General features: G+C 53.2%; 22 protein-coding genes. 19 read left to right on the top strand and 3 right to left on the bottom strand.

The window, feature by feature from the left end; all coding sequences use genetic code 11:
• Positions 1-9: 9 nt before the first annotated feature.
• Positions 10-1,914 (bottom strand): ABC transporter ATP-binding protein, encoded by a 1,905-nt coding sequence (locus ACMGGU_RS19555; RefSeq protein WP_136195929.1) that lies wholly within the window; start codon positions 1,912-1,914, stop codon positions 10-12.
• A gap of 135 nt (positions 1,915-2,049) precedes the next feature.
• On the opposite strand from ACMGGU_RS19555, the gene kefG reads away from it, so the two are divergent.
• From kefG to slyD, 4 genes are all read left to right on the top strand, one after another.
• On the top strand, positions 2,050-2,604 hold the full coding sequence (kefG, locus tag ACMGGU_RS19550; protein WP_021242220.1) for a glutathione-regulated potassium-efflux system ancillary protein KefG: 555 nt from the start codon (positions 2,050-2,052) through the stop codon (positions 2,602-2,604).
• Positions 2,604-4,409 (top strand): glutathione-regulated potassium-efflux system protein KefB, encoded by a 1,806-nt coding sequence (kefB, locus tag ACMGGU_RS19545; protein WP_045909312.1) that lies wholly within the window; start codon positions 2,604-2,606, stop codon positions 4,407-4,409. The genes kefG and kefB overlap by 1 nt, the downstream gene beginning before the upstream one ends.
• Positions 4,410-4,422: 13 nt before the next feature.
• A complete protein-coding gene (locus ACMGGU_RS19540) occupies positions 4,423-4,623 on the top strand; it encodes a YheV family putative zinc ribbon protein (RefSeq protein WP_010436300.1) in 201 nt (66 codons plus the stop codon).
• A 94-nt stretch (positions 4,624-4,717) separates the two neighbouring features.
• Complete coding sequence (slyD, locus tag ACMGGU_RS19535) at positions 4,718-5,308, top strand: peptidylprolyl isomerase (protein ID WP_008503010.1); 591 nt, start codon at positions 4,718-4,720, stop codon at positions 5,306-5,308.
• A gap of 51 nt (positions 5,309-5,359) precedes the next feature.
• Here the strand turns inward: slyD and ACMGGU_RS19530 are convergent, their stop codons facing one another.
• The gene (locus ACMGGU_RS19530; protein WP_008503009.1) at positions 5,360-5,578 is read right to left on the bottom strand and encodes a protein SlyX; all 219 of its coding nucleotides are present in this window, start codon (positions 5,576-5,578) and stop codon (positions 5,360-5,362) included.
• A gap of 238 nt (positions 5,579-5,816) precedes the next feature.
• Between ACMGGU_RS19530 and fkpA the strand changes: the two genes are divergently transcribed.
• The 11 genes from fkpA (at position 5,817) to bfr (ending at position 14,018) form a co-directional block, all read left to right on the top strand.
• Positions 5,817-6,635 (top strand): FKBP-type peptidyl-prolyl cis-trans isomerase, encoded by an 819-nt coding sequence (fkpA, locus tag ACMGGU_RS19525; protein ID WP_008503008.1) that lies wholly within the window; start codon positions 5,817-5,819, stop codon positions 6,633-6,635.
• A 166-nt stretch (positions 6,636-6,801) separates the two neighbouring features.
• Positions 6,802-7,524: a helix-turn-helix transcriptional regulator gene (locus tag ACMGGU_RS19520; protein ID WP_045330517.1), complete on the top strand. Its 723-nt coding sequence runs from the start codon at positions 6,802-6,804 to the stop codon at positions 7,522-7,524.
• Positions 7,524-7,910: a sulfurtransferase complex subunit TusD gene (tusD, locus tag ACMGGU_RS19515; protein WP_023294706.1), complete on the top strand. Its 387-nt coding sequence runs from the start codon at positions 7,524-7,526 to the stop codon at positions 7,908-7,910. The genes ACMGGU_RS19520 and tusD overlap by 1 nt, the downstream gene beginning before the upstream one ends.
• Entirely contained in the window at positions 7,910-8,269 is a 360-nt protein-coding gene (gene tusC, locus ACMGGU_RS19510) for a sulfurtransferase complex subunit TusC (RefSeq protein ID WP_063622727.1), read from the top strand. Before tusD ends, tusC begins: the two co-directional genes overlap by 1 nt.
• Before the next feature lie 7 nt (positions 8,270-8,276).
• On the top strand, positions 8,277-8,564 hold the full coding sequence (gene tusB / locus ACMGGU_RS19505) for a sulfurtransferase complex subunit TusB (RefSeq protein ID WP_045909310.1): 288 nt from the start codon (positions 8,277-8,279) through the stop codon (positions 8,562-8,564).
• Between the two features lie 124 nt (positions 8,565-8,688).
• Positions 8,689-9,063, top strand: coding sequence for a 30S ribosomal protein S12 (gene rpsL, locus ACMGGU_RS19500; RefSeq protein WP_000246815.1), 375 nt, complete (start codon positions 8,689-8,691; stop codon positions 9,061-9,063).
• A 96-nt stretch (positions 9,064-9,159) separates the two neighbouring features.
• Positions 9,160-9,630, top strand: coding sequence for a 30S ribosomal protein S7 (gene rpsG, locus ACMGGU_RS19495; protein WP_004106370.1), 471 nt, complete (start codon positions 9,160-9,162; stop codon positions 9,628-9,630).
• Between the two features lie 96 nt (positions 9,631-9,726).
• Positions 9,727-11,841 carry an elongation factor G gene (gene fusA, locus ACMGGU_RS19490; RefSeq protein ID WP_008503004.1) on the top strand — a complete coding sequence of 705 codons (2,115 nt, stop codon included), beginning with the start codon at positions 9,727-9,729 and terminating at the stop codon, positions 11,839-11,841.
• A 69-nt stretch (positions 11,842-11,910) separates the two neighbouring features.
• On the top strand, positions 11,911-13,095 hold the full coding sequence (gene tuf, locus ACMGGU_RS19485; protein WP_014068448.1) for an elongation factor Tu: 1,185 nt from the start codon (positions 11,911-11,913) through the stop codon (positions 13,093-13,095).
• A 179-nt stretch (positions 13,096-13,274) separates the two neighbouring features.
• Positions 13,275-13,469 (top strand): bacterioferritin-associated ferredoxin, encoded by a 195-nt coding sequence (bfd, locus tag ACMGGU_RS19480; protein WP_196353013.1) that lies wholly within the window; start codon positions 13,275-13,277, stop codon positions 13,467-13,469.
• Positions 13,470-13,541: 72 nt separating this feature from the next.
• A complete protein-coding gene (gene bfr, locus ACMGGU_RS19475; protein WP_008503492.1) occupies positions 13,542-14,018 on the top strand; it encodes a bacterioferritin in 477 nt (158 codons plus the stop codon).
• Here bfr and ACMGGU_RS19470 read toward each other — a convergent pair.
• Positions 14,002-14,475, bottom strand: coding sequence for a prepilin peptidase (locus ACMGGU_RS19470; protein WP_420300854.1), 474 nt, complete (start codon positions 14,473-14,475; stop codon positions 14,002-14,004). The two genes, bfr and ACMGGU_RS19470, sit on opposite strands and share 17 nt — an antisense overlap.
• Positions 14,476-14,854: 379 nt before the next feature.
• Here ACMGGU_RS19470 and rpsJ point away from each other — a divergent pair, with 379 nt between their 5' ends.
• The 4 genes from rpsJ to rplW are packed head-to-tail and all read left to right on the top strand — an operon-like array spanning position 14,855 to position 16,743.
• A complete protein-coding gene (rpsJ, locus tag ACMGGU_RS19465; RefSeq protein WP_001181005.1) occupies positions 14,855-15,166 on the top strand; it encodes a 30S ribosomal protein S10 in 312 nt (103 codons plus the stop codon).
• 32 nt (positions 15,167-15,198) lie between these two features.
• The gene (gene rplC / locus ACMGGU_RS19460) at positions 15,199-15,828 is read left to right on the top strand and encodes a 50S ribosomal protein L3 (protein ID WP_003863274.1); all 630 of its coding nucleotides are present in this window, start codon (positions 15,199-15,201) and stop codon (positions 15,826-15,828) included.
• A 10-nt stretch (positions 15,829-15,838) separates the two neighbouring features.
• Positions 15,839-16,444, top strand: coding sequence for a 50S ribosomal protein L4 (gene rplD, locus ACMGGU_RS19455; RefSeq protein WP_000424395.1), 606 nt, complete (start codon positions 15,839-15,841; stop codon positions 16,442-16,444).
• On the top strand, positions 16,441-16,743 hold the full coding sequence (gene rplW, locus ACMGGU_RS19450; protein WP_000617546.1) for a 50S ribosomal protein L23: 303 nt from the start codon (positions 16,441-16,443) through the stop codon (positions 16,741-16,743). Before rplD ends, rplW begins: the two co-directional genes overlap by 4 nt.
• Positions 16,744-16,746 lie beyond the last annotated feature (3 nt).

Here is a 16,746-nt window from a genome sequence, read left to right as displayed (position 1 = left end):
CCCGGTGGATCAGTCAGCCTGCAGCATCGCTTCCAGCTGTTCCTGCGCGTCCAGCCACGCCATCTCGCACTCTTCGAGGCTGGATTTGGTCTTCGCCTGCGTTTGCAGGCAGTCCGTCAGTTCGGCTTTACGGCTCTGGTCATACAGACCGCTGTCACCGAGCTTCTCTTCAACAGCGGCAAGCGTGGCGTTGAGCTTTTCCATCTCTTTTTCGAGACGGGCAATCTCTTTACGCAGCGGCTGCGTCTGAGTGCGCAGCTCCGCTTCACGGCGCTTCTGGTCTTTACGTGCCTGCGCGCTGTTGGCGTTGTCTTTCGCCGACTCCTCCGGCTGGTTCTCCTGCTTCTGCACGTCCGTCAGCCACTGCTGGTAGTCTTCCAGATCGCCGTCGAACGGTTCGACTTTGCCATCGTGCACTAAGTAGAGATCGTCCGTGGTGGAACGGATCAGGTGACGGTCGTGCGAAACCACCACCAGTGCGCCTTCGAACTCAATCAGCGCTTCGGTCAGCGCCTGACGCATATCGAGATCCAGGTGGTTGGTCGGTTCATCGAGCAGCAGCAGGTTCGGGCGCTGCCAGACGATCAGCGCCAGCACCAGACGGGCTTTTTCACCGCCCGAGAAACGCTCGGTGTTTTCGGTGACCTTATCGCCCTGGAAGCCGAAGCCGCCGAGGTAGTCGCGCAGCTTCTGCTCCATCTCCTGCGGCGCCAGACGCGCGAGATGCTGAATCGGGGATTCATCCGCGCGTAAAAATTCCAGCTGATGCTGGGCGAAGTAACCCAGCTTGATGCCCTTCGCCAGGCCGATTTCACCCTTGACCGGGTTAAGCTCGCCCGCCAGCAGTTTGATCAGCGTCGATTTACCTGCACCGTTGCGTCCCAGCAGACCAATACGTGAACCCGGCACCAGGTTGAGCTTGATGGAGTCGAGAATAATGCGGTCGGCATAGCCCGCGCTGACTTTTTCCATTTTCAGCAGCGGATTTGGCAGGCTTTCCGGGGCGCGGAAGCTGAAGTGGAACGGGTTGTCGACGTGCGCCGGGGCGATCATCTCCATGCGCTCCAGCATCTTGATGCGGCTCTGGGCCTGCTTTGCTTTTGACGCTTTGGCCTTGAAGCGATCCACAAAGCTCTGCAGGTGCGCCACGCGCTGCTGCTGGCTTTCGTACATTGACTGCTGCTGGGCAAGACGCGTCGCGCGCTGGCGCTCGAAGGAGCTGTAGTTGCCGGTGTACTCGAACATCGTTTGCTGTTCGATATGAATGATTTTATCCACCACCGGGTCGAGGAAGTCTCGGTCGTGGGAGATCAGAATCAGAGTGCCCTGATAGCTCTTGAGCCACTTCTCCAGCCAAATAACCGCATCGAGATCGAGGTGGTTAGTCGGTTCATCGAGCAGCAGCAGGTCAGAGCGGCAGATCAGCGCCTGCGCCAGGTTGAGGCGCATGCGCCAGCCACCGGAGAAGTCGCTGACCGGGCGTTCCAGCTGTTCATTGCTGAAGCCCAGGCCGTGAAGCAGGCTGGAGGCGCGGGAGCGAATGGTCCACGCGTCAATGGCGTCCAGCTTGCCGTGAACGGTGGCGATGGCGTGACCGTCGTTGCGCTCGTTAGCGGCGTTAAGTTCCGCCTCGAGCTTACGGTATTCCCGGTCGCCGTCGATAACATAGTCGAGTGCCGGTTCGCTCAGGGCTGGCGTCTCCTGGTTCACCCAGGCGAGCTGCCAGTTCCCCGGGAAGGTGAAGTTACCGCCATCCGCGCTAATCTCGTTTTTCAGCAACGCCAGCAGCGTGGATTTACCACAGCCGTTTTTGCCGACCAGACCCACTTTTTGGCCTGGGTTGATGGTAGCAGTGGCGTTATCCAGCAGGACGCGCACGCCGCGACGAATTTGTAACGAGGAGAAAACAATCATAGAAGCGCCGTATGTTCCGACTATGTTAATTTGTCATTATGATAATGTAAGGTGTGGGCCATTTTCCGCACCGGGCCGCCATGGTAGCCCAAAACAACAACGATACACAAAAACAGAAACAAGACCGGGAGGGGAATGATGTCTCAGACAGCAAAAGTGCTGCTGCTGTATGCCCATCCGGAATCTCAGGACTCGGTGGCAAACCGGGTGCTGCTTAAGCCGGCCACACAGCTCAGTAACGTGACGGTGCACGATCTCTACGCGCACTATCCTGATTTCTTTATTGATATTCCTTACGAGCAGGAACTGCTGCGTCAGCATGACGTGATTGTGTTCCAGCATCCGCTTTATACCTACAGCTGTCCGGCGCTGCTCAAAGAGTGGCTGGACCGCGTGCTGAGCCGGGGCTTCTCCAGTGGGGTGGGGGGCAACCAGCTGGCGGGAAAGTACTGGCGTAGCGTGATTACGACCGGTGAACCCGAAAGCGCTTACCGCCACGACGGGCTGAACCGCTATCCGATGAGCGACATTCTGCGGCCTTTCGAACTGACGGCGGCAATGTGCCGTATGCACTGGATGAGCCCGATTATTGTCTACTGGGCCCGACGTCAGGATCCGAAAGAACTGGCCAGCCACGCCAGAGCCTATGGTGAATGGCTGGCGTCACCGATTCCGGCAGGAGGTCGTTAATGGAAGGATCGAATTTGCTCCTCGCCGGGGTGCTGTTTTTATTTGCGGCCGTCGTCGCGGTGCCGCTTGCTGCGCGTATTGGTATCGGTGCGGTACTGGGGTATCTGCTGGCGGGGATCGCGATTGGCCCCTGGGGACTGGGATTCATCAGCGATGTAGATGAAATTCTTCACTTCTCCGAACTGGGCGTGGTGTTCCTGATGTTCATCATCGGCCTTGAGCTCAACCCTTCTAAATTGTGGCAGCTTCGACGCTCCATCTTTGGCGTGGGTGCCGCGCAGGTGGTGTTCAGCGCCGCGATTCTGGGGGGCCTGTTAATGCTGACGAATTTCTCCTGGCAGGCGGCGGTGATAGGGGGGATAGGCCTTGCGATGTCGTCGACGGCGATGGCCCTGCAGCTGATGCGCGACAAGGGGATGAACCGCAACGAAGCCGGTCAGCTGGGTTTTTCGGTGCTGCTGTTCCAGGATTTGGCGGTCATCCCGGCGCTGGCGTTGGTGCCGCTGCTGGCGGGCTCCGGCGACGACCACTTCGACTGGGCGAAAATCGCGATGAAGGTGCTGGCCTTCGCGGGGATGCTGATTGGCGGACGTTTCCTGTTACGTCCGGTGTTCCGCTTTATTGCCGCGTCGGGCGTGCGCGAGGTGTTTACCGCCGCGACGCTGCTGCTGGTGCTGGGGTCGGCATTGTTTATGGATGCGCTGGGGCTGTCGATGGCGCTCGGGACCTTTATCGCCGGGGTGCTGCTGGCGGAAAGTGAATACCGGCACGAGCTGGAAATTGCCATCGATCCCTTTAAAGGGCTGCTGTTAGGCCTGTTCTTTATTTCGGTGGGGATGGCGCTCAACCTTGGCGTGCTCTATACCCATCTGCTGTGGGTTGTGGTGAGCGTGGCCATCCTGGTGGCGGTGAAAACGCTGGTGCTCTACGTCATGGCGCGCATTTACGGCTTGCGCAGTTCGGAACGCATGCAGTTTGCCAGCGTGTTAAGCCAGGGGGGCGAGTTCGCGTTTGTGCTGTTCTCTACCGCCTCCTCCCAGAAGCTGTTTAAAGACGATCAGATGGCGCTTTTGCTGGTGACGGTCACGCTGTCAATGATGACCACGCCGCTGTTGATGAAGCTGGTGGATAAACTGCTGTCGCGCCGCCTGAACCCGACAGACGATGAAGACGAAGCGCCGTGGGTGGAGGATGATAAGCCCCAGGTGATCGTGGTGGGCTTTGGCCGCTTTGGACAGGTGATCGGGCGTTTGCTGATGGCGAACAAAATGCGCATTACGGTGCTGGAGCGGGATATCAGCGCGGTCAACCTGATGCGCAAATACGGCTACAAGGTTTACTACGGCGATGCGACCCAGCTCGAGCTACTGCGCTCGGCGGGGGCAGAGGCGGCAGAGTCCATCGTCATTACCTGTAACGACCCGGAAGACACGATGAAGCTGGTGGATCTCTGCCAGCAGCATTTCCCGCATCTGCATATTCTGGCGCGTGCGCGGGGACGTGTTGAAGCTCACGAATTATTGCAGGCGGGTGTGAAACACTTCTCCCGTGAGACGTTCTCCAGTGCGCTGGAACTGGGGCGCAAGGCGCTGATCTCGCTTGGCATGCATCCGCATCAGGCGCAGCGTGCTCAGATGCACTTCCGCCGGCTGGATATGCGGATGCTGCGCGAGCTGATGCCGGTACATACCGATACGGCGCAGATCTCCCGCGTGCGGGAAGCGCGTCGCGAGCTGGAGGAGATCTTCCAGCGCGAGATGCAGCAGGAACGACGCCAGCTCGATGGCTGGGATGAATTTGAATAAAGGGTAACGAAAGATGGCTGTACGTAAACGCTTTATCGCGGGTGCAAAATGCCCGACCTGCCAGGCACAAGATACCCTGGCGATGTGGCGGGAAAATAATATTGATGTTGTTGAGTGTGTTAAGTGCGGTCACCAGATGCGTGAGGCCGACAAAGAGGCCCGCGATCACGTTCGCAAAGAAGAGCAAGTTATCGGGATTTTTCATCCGGACTAGCGATATGCCCTGAGTTTTTTTAAGCTAAAGGGTACACAGGTGCAGATTTCCGCTACAATCTGCGCCAGCAATTTTCCCACGCTCAGGAGATATCATGAAAGTAGCAAAAGACCTGGTGGTCAGCCTGGCCTATCAGGTACGTACAGAAGACGGTGTGTTGGTTGATGAGTCTCCGGTGAGTGCGCCGCTTGACTACCTGCATGGTCACGGTTCCCTGATTTCCGGCCTGGAAAACGCGCTGGAAGGTCATGAAGTTGGCGACAAATTTGACGTTGCTGTAGGCGCGAACGACGCTTACGGTCAGTATGACGACAACCTGGTTCAGCGCGTTCCTAAAGACGTGTTCATGGGCGTTGACGAACTGCAGGTTGGCATGCGCTTCCTGGCAGAAACCGACCAGGGCCCGGTTCCAGTTGAAATCACCGAAGTGGAAGACGACCACGTCGTGGTTGACGGCAACCACATGCTGGCTGGCCAGAACCTGAAGTTCAACGTAGAAGTTGTTGCGATCCGTGAAGCGACCGAAGAAGAGCTGGCTCATGGCCACGTTCACGGTGCACACGGTCACGACCATGACCACGATCACGGCCACGATGGCTGCTGCGGTGGTCACGGCCACGACCATGGTCATGACCACGGCCACGGTAAAGGTGGTTGCGGTAACGGCGGCTGCGGCTGCCACTAATTCCGTCATGCGGAAAATAAAAAAGCGGGATAATCCCGCTTTTTTTACGCCTCAATAATGAGGAGGTGGTGTCTCTTCCGACTGAGAGGCAATGTTCGACGGCTGCGTAGCCTTCAGCTTTTCCGTCAGCAGGCGCATATGATCCCGCAGTTTCGCCATTTCGAGTTCATGTGCGGTCACGGTCTGGTTTAGCTCTTCGATGGTGATGTCCTGAAAAGCCAGGCGGCTTTCCAGCTCAGCCATTCTCGCTTCTATCGTTGTATCCTTCATCATTCACCTCGTTTATTTCAGATTCGCCATAATGGCCCAGCGGCGGCGCAGTTTAACTGAGTTTATCCTTAAGTACAGTTCGCATCCCTCTGGCAAGAAACTTATTTAAACAAAAATAGTCTGAAAAGTGGCGAGAATTGGACGTGTCTGTCTGTAGATTTCTTCTGCAACGTTTTATAGTACGTCACTCATTTACGTTTAACGCTGGGGTGAGAGTCCCCAGGCCCTGGAGATATGGATGAAATCACTGTTTAAAGTAACGCTGCTGGCGACGACGATGGCTGTTGCGCTGAACGCGCCGCTGTCATTCGCTGCTGATACTGCTGCGAAGCCTGCTGCCACTGCAGACAGCAAAGCGGCGTTCAAAAATGACGACCAGAAATCCGCCTACGCACTGGGCGCATCTCTGGGTCGTTACATGGAAAACTCTCTGAAAGAACAAGAGAAACTGGGCATCAAACTGGATAAAGCTCAGCTGATCGCGGGCGTTCAGGACGCATTTGCCGATAAGAGCAAGCTGTCTGACCAGGAAATTGAACAGACTCTGCAGGCGTTCGAAGCGCGTGTGAAGGGCGCCGCGCAGACCAAGATGGACGCGGACGCTAAAGACAACGAAGCGAAAGGCAAAGCCTACCGCGATGCCTTTGCTAAAGAGAAGGGTGTGAAAACCTCTTCGACTGGCCTGGTGTACAAAGTTGAGAAAGAAGGCACCGGCGATGCGCCTAAAGACAGCGACACGGTTGTCGTGAACTACAAAGGTACGCTGATCGACGGTAAAGAGTTTGATAACTCTTACACCCGTGGTGAGCCACTCTCCTTCCGTCTGGATGGTGTGATCCCGGGCTGGACTGAAGGCCTGAAAAACATCAAGAAAGGCGGCAAGATCAAGATGGTTATTCCACCGGATCTGGCCTATGGCAAAACCGGCGTTCCGGGTATCCCTGCCAACTCTACCCTGGTCTTTGACGTAGAGCTGCTGGATATCAAACCGGCACCGAAAGCGGATGCCAAGGCAGACGCACCGGCTGACGATAAAGCCGCTGCCGCTAAGAAGTAATGCTGAAAAAAAACCGCCGCCTTTAAGGCGGCGGTTTTTTATTGTGGGGCAGGTATAATTAACACTGGAAAGCGTTAGGCACGCTGTATTAATTTAGTTGTCCGTGTAGATAATGAGCCTGCCCTGAAAACCTAACGACAGGCTCCTGAAAAGGAGTGTTTTTTTCATGTCCAGGTCGCTTTTAACCAACGAAACCAGTGAACTTGATTTACTGGATCAACGTCCTTTCGATCAGACCGACTTCGATATTCTGAAATCCTATGAAGCGGTAGTGGACGGGTTAGCGATGCTCATTGGCTCCCACTGCGAAATCGTATTGCACTCCTTGCAAGATCTGAAGTGTTCCGCCATCCGCATTGCGAATGGTGAGCATACTGGCCGTAAAATTGGTTCGCCAATTACCGACCTTGCATTGCGTATGTTGCATGACATGACCGGCGCGGACAGCAGCGTCTCCAAATGCTATTTCACCCGCGCCAAAAGCGGCGTGCTGATGAAGTCAGAAACCATCGCGATTCGAAACCGTGAGCATCGCGTGATTGGGCTGCTGTGCATCAACATGAACCTTGATGTGCCATTCTCGCAGATCATGAGCACCTTTGTTCCACCCGAAACGCCGGATGTTGGCTCTTCTGTTAACTTTGCCTCTTCCGTCGAAGATCTTGTGACGCAGACGCTGGAGTTCACTATTGAAGAGGTGAATGCCGACCGCAACGTCTCGAACAACGCCAAGAATCGTCAGATTGTGCTCAATCTCTATGAAAAAGGGATTTTTGATATTAAAGACGCCATCAACCAGGTGGCCGATCGTCTGAACATCTCCAAGCACACGGTCTATCTCTATATTCGCCAGTTCAAAAGCGGTGATTTCCTGGGACAAGACAAGTAATGCGTTTTGCGTTAATGGTGACAGGCCCGGCGTACGGGACTCAGCAGGCCAGCAGCGCGCTGCAGTTTGCGCATGCGCTGCTGGCAGCCGGACATGAGCTGGCGAGCGTCTTCTTCTATCGGGAAGGGGTGTATAACGCGAACCAGTTTACGTCACCGGCGAGCGATGAGTTTGACGTGGTGCGCGGCTGGCAGGCACTAAACGAAAAGCAGGGCGTAGAACTGCATATCTGCGTCGCGGCGGCACTGCGCCGCGGCGTGACAGATGCAACCGAAGCCGCGCGTCTTGGTTTATCGGGTTCTAACCTGCAGCCCGGTTTTTCGTTAAGTGGCCTGGGTGCGCTGGCACAGGCGGCGTTAACCTGCGACAGAGTGGTGCAATTCTGATGAAGCGCGTGGCATTTGTGTTTACGTCTGCGCCGCACGGCAGCGCTTCCGGCCGCGAAGGGCTGGATGCGTTACTTGCGACGTCCGCGCTGACCGAAGATATCGGCGTCTTCTTTTTGGGGGACGGGGTGTTTCAGCTTCTGGCGGATCAGCAGCCACAGGCCATTCTGGCGCGGGATTACATCGCGACCTTCAAAGTGCTGCCGCTGTACGACATTGAAACCCTGTATGTCTGCGCCGATTCGCTGGCCGCTCGCGGTTTGGATGAGAAGACGCCTTTCGTGCTGGATGTGACCGTCGTGTCTTCTGCGGCATTGCGCGAACACCTTTCCCACTACGACACCGTTCTGACTTTCTGAGGCTGCCATGCTCCATACTCTGAGCCATTCACCATGGCAATGTGACATCGACGCGTTACTGAGTATGCTGCGCGACGGTGATGATCTGCTGCTGATTCAGGACGGCGTGCTTGCCGCACTTGAAGGCAGTCGTTTCGTTGAAATTCTCACGAATGCCCCCATAACAGTCTCTGCGCTGAAAGACGATCTGGATGCGCGGGGTCTTTCTGGTCAAATTTCAGCCAAAATTGACGTGGTTGGCTATACTGATTTCGTCAATCTTACTGTGACGCACGCCAGTCAAATGAACTGGTGATTTGAGATCGCTGTATATTTCTTGACACCTTTTCGACGTAGCCCTAAAATTTCGCGTCCTCATATTGTATGAGGTCGTTTTATTACGTGTTTACGAAGCAAAAGCTAAAACCAGGAGCTATTTAATGGCAACAGTTAACCAGCTGGTACGCAAACCACGTGCACGCAAAGTTGCGAAAAGCAACGTGCCTGCGCTGGAAGCCTGCCCGCAGAAACGTGGTGTATGTACTCGTGTATATACCACCACTCCTAAAAAACCAAACTCCGCACTGCGTAAAGTATGCCGTGTGCGTTTGACTAACGGTTTCGAAGTGACTTCCTACATCGGTGGTGAAGGTCACAACCTGCAGGAGCACTCCGTGATCCTGATCCGTGGCGGTCGTGTTAAAGACCTTCCGGGTGTTCGTTACCACACCGTTCGTGGTGCGCTGGACTGCTCAGGTGTTAAAGACCGTAAGCAGGCTCGCTCCAAGTACGGCGTGAAGCGTCCTAAGGCTTAATGGTTCTCCGTTAAGTAAGGCCAAACTGATTTATCTTAATGTCACACTAAACTCTTTGAGTTTTGGACAATCCTGAATTAACAACGGAGTATTCCCATGCCACGTCGTCGCGTCATTGGTCAGCGTAAAATTCTTCCAGATCCGAAATTCGGATCAGAACTGCTGGCAAAATTTGTCAATATCCTGATGGTAGATGGTAAAAAATCTACTGCAGAAGCAATCGTATACAGCGCGCTTGAGACCCTGGCTCAGCGTTCTGGTAAAAATGAACTGGAAGCTTTCGAAGTCGCTCTCGACAACGTTCGCCCAACTGTAGAAGTTAAGTCCCGCCGCGTTGGTGGTTCTACTTATCAGGTTCCAGTTGAAGTTCGTCCGGTTCGTCGTAATGCCCTGGCAATGCGTTGGATCGTTGAAGCTGCTCGTAAACGCGGTGATAAATCCATGGCTCTGCGTCTGGCGAACGAACTTTCTGATGCTGCAGACAACAAAGGTACTGCAGTTAAGAAACGTGAAGACGTTCACCGTATGGCAGAAGCCAACAAGGCGTTCGCACACTACCGTTGGTAATCCCTTCGGAGTCTTAGTCACCAGGCGGGCGCTTCAGAGAAGCCGCCCGCTCTGGGTAACTTAACTGAACGCCTAAAGATATAAACGAGGAATCAAATGGCTCGTACAACACCCATCGCACGCTACCGTAACATCGGTATCAGTGCGCACATCGACGCCGGTAAAACCACTACTACCGAACGTATTCTGTTCTACACCGGTGTAAACCACAAAATCGGTGAAGTTCATGACGGCGCAGCCACCATGGACTGGATGGAACAGGAGCAGGAGCGTGGTATCACTATCACCTCCGCAGCGACTACTGCATTCTGGTCAGGTATGGCTAAGCAGTACGAACCGCATCGCGTAAACATCATCGACACCCCAGGGCACGTTGACTTCACCATCGAAGTAGAACGTTCCATGCGTGTTCTTGACGGCGCGGTAATGGTTTATTGCGCAGTTGGTGGTGTTCAGCCACAGTCTGAAACCGTATGGCGTCAGGCGAACAAATATAAAGTTCCACGCATCGCGTTCGTTAACAAAATGGACCGTATGGGTGCTAACTTCCTGAAAGTTGTTGGTCAGATCAAAACCCGTCTGGGCGCGAACCCTGTTCCGCTGCAGCTGGCAATTGGTGCTGAAGAAGGCTTCACCGGCGTTATCGACCTGGTGAAAATGAAAGCCATCAACTGGAACGATGCAGACCAGGGCGTTACCTTCGAATACGAAGATATCCCAGCTGCAATGCAGGACCTGGCTGACGAATGGCACCAGAACCTGATCGAATCCGCTGCTGAAGCTTCTGAAGAGCTGATGGAGAAATACCTGGGTGGTGAAGAACTGACTGAAGAAGAGATCAAAAAAGCTCTGCGTCAGCGCGTTCTGAACAACGAAATCATCCTGGTAACCTGTGGTTCTGCGTTCAAGAACAAAGGTGTTCAGGCGATGCTGGATGCGGTAGTTGACTACCTGCCATCCCCAGTTGACGTTCCTGCGATCAACGGCATCCTGGACGACGGTAAAGATACCCCGGCTGAGCGTCACGCAAGCGACGAAGAGCCATTCTCTGCACTGGCGTTCAAAATTGCTACCGACCCATTCGTGGGTAACCTGACCTTCTTCCGCGTTTACTCTGGTGTGGTTAACTCCGGTGACACCATCCTGAACTCCGTGAAAGCGGCGCGTGAGCGTTTTGGCCGTATCGTACAGATGCACGCTAACAAACGTGAAGAGATCAAAGAAGTTCGTGCGGGCGACATCGCTGCAGCTATCGGTCTGAAAGACGTGACCACTGGTGACACCCTGTGTGACCCGGATCACCCGATCATTCTGGAGCGTATGGAATTCCCAGAGCCGGTAATCTCCATCGCAGTTGAACCAAAAACCAAAGCTGACCAGGAAAAAATGGGTCTGGCTCTGGGCCGTCTGGCGAAAGAAGACCCATCATTCCGCGTATGGACTGATGAAGAATCTAACCAGACCATCATCGCTGGTATGGGTGAACTGCACCTGGACATCATCGTTGACCGTATGAAGCGTGAATTCAACGTTGAAGCGAACGTGGGTAAACCTCAGGTTGCTTACCGCGAAGCGATTCGCGCGAAAGTTACCGACATTGAAGGTAAACACGCTAAGCAGTCTGGTGGTCGCGGTCAGTACGGTCACGTTGTGATCGACATGTACCCACTGGAGCCGGGCTCTAACCCGAAAGGTTACGAGTTCATCAACGACATCAAAGGTGGTGTAATTCCTGGCGAATACATCCCAGCCGTTGATAAAGGCATCCAGGAACAGCTGAAAGCGGGCCCTCTGGCTGGCTATCCGGTTGTTGACATGGGTGTTCGTCTGCACTTCGGTTCTTACCACGACGTTGACTCCTCTGAACTGGCGTTTAAACTGGCTGCGTCTATTGCCTTTAAAGAAGGCTTTAAGAAAGCAAAACCAGTTCTGCTTGAGCCAATCATGAAGGTTGAAGTAGAAACTCCTGAAGAGAACACCGGTGACGTTATCGGTGACTTGAGCCGTCGTCGCGGTATGCTGCGTGGTCAGGAATCCGAAGTAACTGGCGTTAAGATCCACGCTGAAGTTCCGCTGTCTGAAATGTTCGGATATGCAACTCAGCTGCGTTCTCTGACCAAAGGTCGTGCATCATACACCATGGAATTCCTGAAGTATGATGATGCGCCTAACAACGTTGCTCAGGCCGTTATTGAAGCCCGTGGTAAGTAATCCACAGGATTAAAACCTAAGTCCCGTGCTCTCTCCACAGGGGAGAGCACTATAGTAAGGAATATAGCCGTGTCTAAAGAAAAATTTGAACGTACAAAACCGCACGTCAACGTTGGTACTATCGGCCACGTTGACCATGGTAAAACTACCCTGACTGCTGCAATCACTACCGTTCTGGCTAAAACCTACGGTGGTTCTGCTCGTGCATTCGACCAGATCGATAACGCACCAGAAGAAAAAGCTCGTGGTATCACCATCAACACTTCCCACGTTGAATATGACACCCCGACTCGCCACTACGCACACGTAGACTGCCCAGGCCACGCCGACTATGTTAAAAACATGATCACCGGTGCTGCGCAGATGGACGGCGCGATCCTGGTTGTTGCTGCGACTGACGGCCCAATGCCTCAGACTCGTGAGCACATCCTGCTGGGTCGTCAGGTAGGCGTTCCTTTCATCATCGTGTTCCTGAACAAATGCGACATGGTTGATGACGAAGAGCTGCTGGAACTGGTAGAGATGGAAGTTCGTGAACTGCTGTCTCAGTACGATTTCCCAGGCGACGATACCCCAATCGTTCGTGGTTCTGCTCTGAAAGCGCTGGAAGGCGAAGCTGAGTGGGAAGCGAAAATCATCGAACTGGCTGGCTTCCTGGATTCTTACATCCCAGAACCAGAGCGTGCGATTGACAAGCCATTCCTGCTGCCAATCGAAGACGTATTCTCCATCTCCGGTCGTGGTACCGTTGTTACCGGTCGTGTAGAGCGCGGTATCATCAAAGTTGGTGAAGAAGTTGAAATCGTTGGTATCAAAGAGACTGCGAAGTCTACCTGTACTGGCGTTGAAATGTTCCGCAAACTGCTGGACGAAGGCCGTGCTGGTGAGAACGTTGGTGTTCTGCTGCGTGGTATCAAACGTGAAGAAATCGAACGTGGTCAGGTTCTGGCTAAGCCAGGCTCAATCAAGCCACACACCAAGTTCGAATCTGAAGTGTACATCCTGTCCAAAGACGAAGGCGGCCGTCATACTCCGTTCTTCAAAGGCTACCGTCCACAGTTCTACTTCCGTACTACTGACGTGACCGGTACCATCGAACTGCCAGAAGGCGTTGAGATGGTAATGCCAGGCGACAACATCAAGATGGTTGTGACTCTGATCCACCCAATCGCGATGGACGACGGTCTGCGTTTCGCAATCCGTGAAGGCGGCCGTACCGTTGGCGCGGGCGTTGTTGCTAAAGTTCTGGGCTAATTAATTATCCCCGAATAAAAAAAGGACGCTTCGGCGTCCTTTTTTGTTTTCTGCCGCTCAGGCGTTGTCACAAAATTTCGCATTTTTTGCCTGCTCCCGCCCCGCATTCTGGCGTTTGTGCTATTGTAATCATAACCATTCTCACTTACACTTTGCGCATAATTTGAACGGGAGTTTCTATGTACGTTTGTTTATGTAATGGTGTAAGCGACAAAAAAATACGTCAGGCCGTTCGCCAGTTTCAGCCCCAGTCATTCCAGCAGCTTCGCAAATTTGTTCCGGTGGGAAATCAATGCGGTAAATGTGTACGTGCTGTGCGAGAGATCATGCAGGACGAACTGATGCAGATCCCGGAATACAAAGAGATCGCGTAAGCGCCCATCTTTTTTTTGACATCCCTGTAGCCCGATCTACGCTTCAATGAGTGGAAGCGGAGGGACTATATAATGAAAGGTGATGTTAAAATCATAAGTTATCTCAATAAATTATTGGGAAATGAGCTTGTCGCAATCAACCAGTATTTTCTTCACGCGAGAATGTTCAAAAACTGGGGACTCAAACGTTTAAACGACGTTGAGTACCATGAATCTATAGATGAGATGAAACACGCTGATAAATATATCGAGCGTATTTTATTCCTTGAAGGCATTCCAAACCTGCAGGATCTCGGCAAGCTGGGTATCGGAGAAGATGTCGAAGAGATGCTGCGTTCCGACCTCAGGCTGGAACTTGAAGGCGCTAAAGATCTCCGTGAAGCCATTGCCTATGCTGACAGCGTACATGACTACGTCAGCCGCGATATGATGATCCAGATCCTGGCCGATGAAGAAGGGCATATTGACTGGCTGGAAACAGAGCTGGATCTCATTGCTAAAATTGGCCTGCAAAACTATCTTCAGTCACAGATTAAAGTGGAAGAATAAGCAACGTCTTCCAGCCTACGCATAAACCCGCTGCTGCCAGAAATGGCCCAAAAGGCAGCGGGTTTTTTATTGCCTTCTTATCAGGGCGAATGAACGAAAAGACAAGAATGCAGAGAAGCGCCATCAGCGCCGCGAGTAACGCCAGCGTTGGCAGTACGCACCAGCCATGCCATGCACCAAGCGCCGCCAGGTATTTCACATCGCCATATCCCATACCTTCACGCCGGCAGATAAACCAGTAGCCCCAGTAAATAACGGCAAAGCCAATATATCCAGCCATCGCACCCGCCACCGCGCTCGGCAGAAAATCAGGTCGGATACAGAGCTGGAAGAGCAGCCCCGCCCATAGCAGCGGGCAGAGAAATTTATCGGGAAGCAGACCGTAGCGAATATCGGCATGTACCAGTAAGGCAGTCAGTGAAAGATAGATCAGCAGAAAGGGGAGGGTGGTTAGCATGTAAAAGGCCTCAAACGGGTTTGAGCGCATAGTCGTTATAATCGGCCTGTCCGGCAATGCACAAAAAACGGAGATGCGTAGCGGCTCGAAACAAAGCATCGCCGCAGAATACATTGCATATAACGTTGCGCGCTCTTACGCACCAGCGACATTGGCGCTTAATTTCTAAACGGCACTTGCGTCTTGCCCAGATTTACGTATAATGCGCGGGCTTGTCGTAATTGACGGCGGGTTCAATCAGAACCAGAGTAGCTCATTTTGTTACTCAACAATGCTCCCAATTGGGGAGCTACGTAAGAACGGTTACACTCTCCCATCAATCGTAATGGGTTTGAGGAGTAATCATTTTCGTTTATAAAATAATTGGAGCTCTGGTCTCATGCAGAACCAAAGAATCCGTATCCGCCTTAAAGCGTTTGATCATCGTCTGATCGATCAATCAACCGCGGAAATCGTCGAGACTGCTAAGCGCACTGGTGCGCAAGTCCGTGGTCCGATCCCGCTGCCGACCCGCAAAGAGCGCTTCACCGTTCTGATCTCTCCGCACGTTAACAAAGACGCGCGCGATCAGTACGAAATCCGCACTCACAAGCGTCTGGTTGACATCGTTGAGCCAACTGAGAAAACCGTTGATGCTCTGATGCGTCTGGATCTGGCTGCCGGTGTAGACGTGCAGATCAGCCTGGGTTAATCAGGTCATCGAGCGATTGAGAGGTTGAAACAATGATTGGTTTAGTCGGTAAAAAAGTGGGTATGACCCGCATCTTCACTGAAGATGGCGTTTCTATCCCAGTAACCGTAATCGAAGTTGAAGCAAACCGCGTTACTCAGGTTAAAGATCTGGCTAACGATGGCTACCGCGCTATTCAGGTTACCACTGGTGCTAAAAAAGCTAACCGTGTAACCAAACCAGAAGCGGGTCACTTCGCTAAAGCTGGCGTAGAAGCTGGCCGTGGTCTGTGGGAATTCCGTCTTGCTGAAGGCGAAGAGTTCACCGTAGGTCAGGACATTAGCGTTGAGCTGTTTGCTGACGTTAAAAAAGTTGACGTAACCGGTACCTCTAAAGGTAAAGGTTTTGCTGGTACCGTTAAGCGCTGGAACTTCCGTACCCAGGACGCTACCCACGGTAACTCCTTGTCTCACCGCGTTCCGGGTTCTATCGGTCAGAACCAGACTCCGGGCAAAGTGTTCAAAGGCAAGAAAATGGCAGGTCAGCTGGGCAACGAACGTGTAACCGTTCAGAGCCTGGACGTAGTACGTGTTGACGCTGAGCGCAACCTGCTGCTGGTTAAAGGTGCGGTCCCGGGTGCAACCGGTAGCGACCTGATCGTTAAACCAGCTGTGAAGGCGTAAGGGGATAGCAATGGAATTAGTATTGAAAGACGCGCAGAGCGCGCTGACTGTTTCCGAAACTACCTTCGGTCGTGATTTCAACGAAGCGCTGGTTCACCAGGTTGTTGTTGCTTATGCAGCTGGTGCTCGTCAGGGTACTCGTGCTCAGAAGACTCGTGCTGAAGTAACTGGTTCTGGCAAAAAGCCATGGCGCCAGAAAGGTACCGGCCGTGCGCGTTCAGGTTCTATCAAGAGCCCGATCTGGCGTTCAGGTGGCGTGACCTTCGCTGCACGTCCACAGGACCACAGTCAAAAAGTTAACAAAAAGATGTACCGCGGCGCGCTGAAAAGCATCCTGTCCGAACTGGTACGTCAGGATCGTCTGATCGTTGTCGAGAAGTTCTCTGTTGAAGCGCCTAAAACTAAGCTGCTGGCACAGAAACTGAAAGACATGGCTCTGGAAGATGTGCTGATCATCACCGGTGAGCTGGACGAGAACCTGTTCCTGGCCGCACGTAACCTGCACAAGGTTGACGTACGCGATGCGACTGGTATCGACCCGGTTAGCCTGATCGCCTTCGACAAAGTCGTAATGACTGCTGATGCTGTTAAGCAAGTTGAGGAGATGCTGGCATGATTCGTGAAGAACGTCTGCTGAAGGTGCTTCGCGCACCGCACGTTTCTGAAAAAGCGTCTACTGCGATGGAAAAAACAAACACCATCGTTCTCAAAGTTGCTAAAGACGCGACCAAAGCAGAGATCAAAGCTGCTGTGCAGAAACTGTTTGAAGTCGAAGTCGAAGTCGTTAACACCCTGGTAGTTAAAGGGAAAGTTAAACGTCACGGACAGCGTATCGGTCGTCGTAGCGACTGGAAAAAAGCTTACGTCACCCTGAAAGAAGGCCAGAATCTGGACTTCGTTGGCGGCGCTGAGTAAGTC

This window comes from Enterobacter sp. BNK-8, from assembly GCF_048685095.1.
Taxonomy (GTDB): Bacteria; Pseudomonadota; Gammaproteobacteria; order Enterobacterales; family Enterobacteriaceae; genus Enterobacter; species Enterobacter quasiroggenkampii.
Note: the sequence above shows the minus strand (reverse complement) of the source record. Positions and strands in the feature narration are given on the sequence as shown.

Excerpts from the sequence above, each read along its gene's own strand:
- ACMGGU_RS19555 (WP_136195929.1), bottom strand. The coding sequence starts at position 1,914 with ATGATTGTTTTCTCCTCGTTACAAATTCGTCGCGGCGTGCGCGTCCTG.
- kefG (WP_021242220.1), top strand. The coding sequence starts at position 2,050 with ATGATGTCTCAGACAGCAAAAGTGCTGCTGCTGTATGCCCATCCGGAA.
- kefB (WP_045909312.1), top strand. The coding sequence starts at position 2,604 with ATGGAAGGATCGAATTTGCTCCTCGCCGGGGTGCTGTTTTTATTTGCG.
- ACMGGU_RS19540 (WP_010436300.1), top strand. The coding sequence starts at position 4,423 with ATGGCTGTACGTAAACGCTTTATCGCGGGTGCAAAATGCCCGACCTGC.
- slyD (WP_008503010.1), top strand. The coding sequence starts at position 4,718 with ATGAAAGTAGCAAAAGACCTGGTGGTCAGCCTGGCCTATCAGGTACGT.
- ACMGGU_RS19530 (WP_008503009.1), bottom strand. The coding sequence starts at position 5,578 with ATGAAGGATACAACGATAGAAGCGAGAATGGCTGAGCTGGAAAGCCGC.
- fkpA (WP_008503008.1), top strand. The coding sequence starts at position 5,817 with ATGAAATCACTGTTTAAAGTAACGCTGCTGGCGACGACGATGGCTGTT.
- ACMGGU_RS19520 (WP_045330517.1), top strand. The coding sequence starts at position 6,802 with ATGTCCAGGTCGCTTTTAACCAACGAAACCAGTGAACTTGATTTACTG.
- tusD (WP_023294706.1), top strand. The coding sequence starts at position 7,524 with ATGCGTTTTGCGTTAATGGTGACAGGCCCGGCGTACGGGACTCAGCAG.
- tusC (WP_063622727.1), top strand. The coding sequence starts at position 7,910 with ATGAAGCGCGTGGCATTTGTGTTTACGTCTGCGCCGCACGGCAGCGCT.
- tusB (WP_045909310.1), top strand. The coding sequence starts at position 8,277 with ATGCTCCATACTCTGAGCCATTCACCATGGCAATGTGACATCGACGCG.
- rpsL (WP_000246815.1), top strand. The coding sequence starts at position 8,689 with ATGGCAACAGTTAACCAGCTGGTACGCAAACCACGTGCACGCAAAGTT.
- rpsG (WP_004106370.1), top strand. The coding sequence starts at position 9,160 with ATGCCACGTCGTCGCGTCATTGGTCAGCGTAAAATTCTTCCAGATCCG.
- fusA (WP_008503004.1), top strand. The coding sequence starts at position 9,727 with ATGGCTCGTACAACACCCATCGCACGCTACCGTAACATCGGTATCAGT.
- bfd (WP_196353013.1), top strand. The coding sequence starts at position 13,275 with ATGTACGTTTGTTTATGTAATGGTGTAAGCGACAAAAAAATACGTCAG.
- bfr (WP_008503492.1), top strand. The coding sequence starts at position 13,542 with ATGAAAGGTGATGTTAAAATCATAAGTTATCTCAATAAATTATTGGGA.
- ACMGGU_RS19470 (WP_420300854.1), bottom strand. The coding sequence starts at position 14,475 with ATGCTAACCACCCTCCCCTTTCTGCTGATCTATCTTTCACTGACTGCC.
- rpsJ (WP_001181005.1), top strand. The coding sequence starts at position 14,855 with ATGCAGAACCAAAGAATCCGTATCCGCCTTAAAGCGTTTGATCATCGT.
- rplC (WP_003863274.1), top strand. The coding sequence starts at position 15,199 with ATGATTGGTTTAGTCGGTAAAAAAGTGGGTATGACCCGCATCTTCACT.
- rplD (WP_000424395.1), top strand. The coding sequence starts at position 15,839 with ATGGAATTAGTATTGAAAGACGCGCAGAGCGCGCTGACTGTTTCCGAA.
- rplW (WP_000617546.1), top strand. The coding sequence starts at position 16,441 with ATGATTCGTGAAGAACGTCTGCTGAAGGTGCTTCGCGCACCGCACGTT.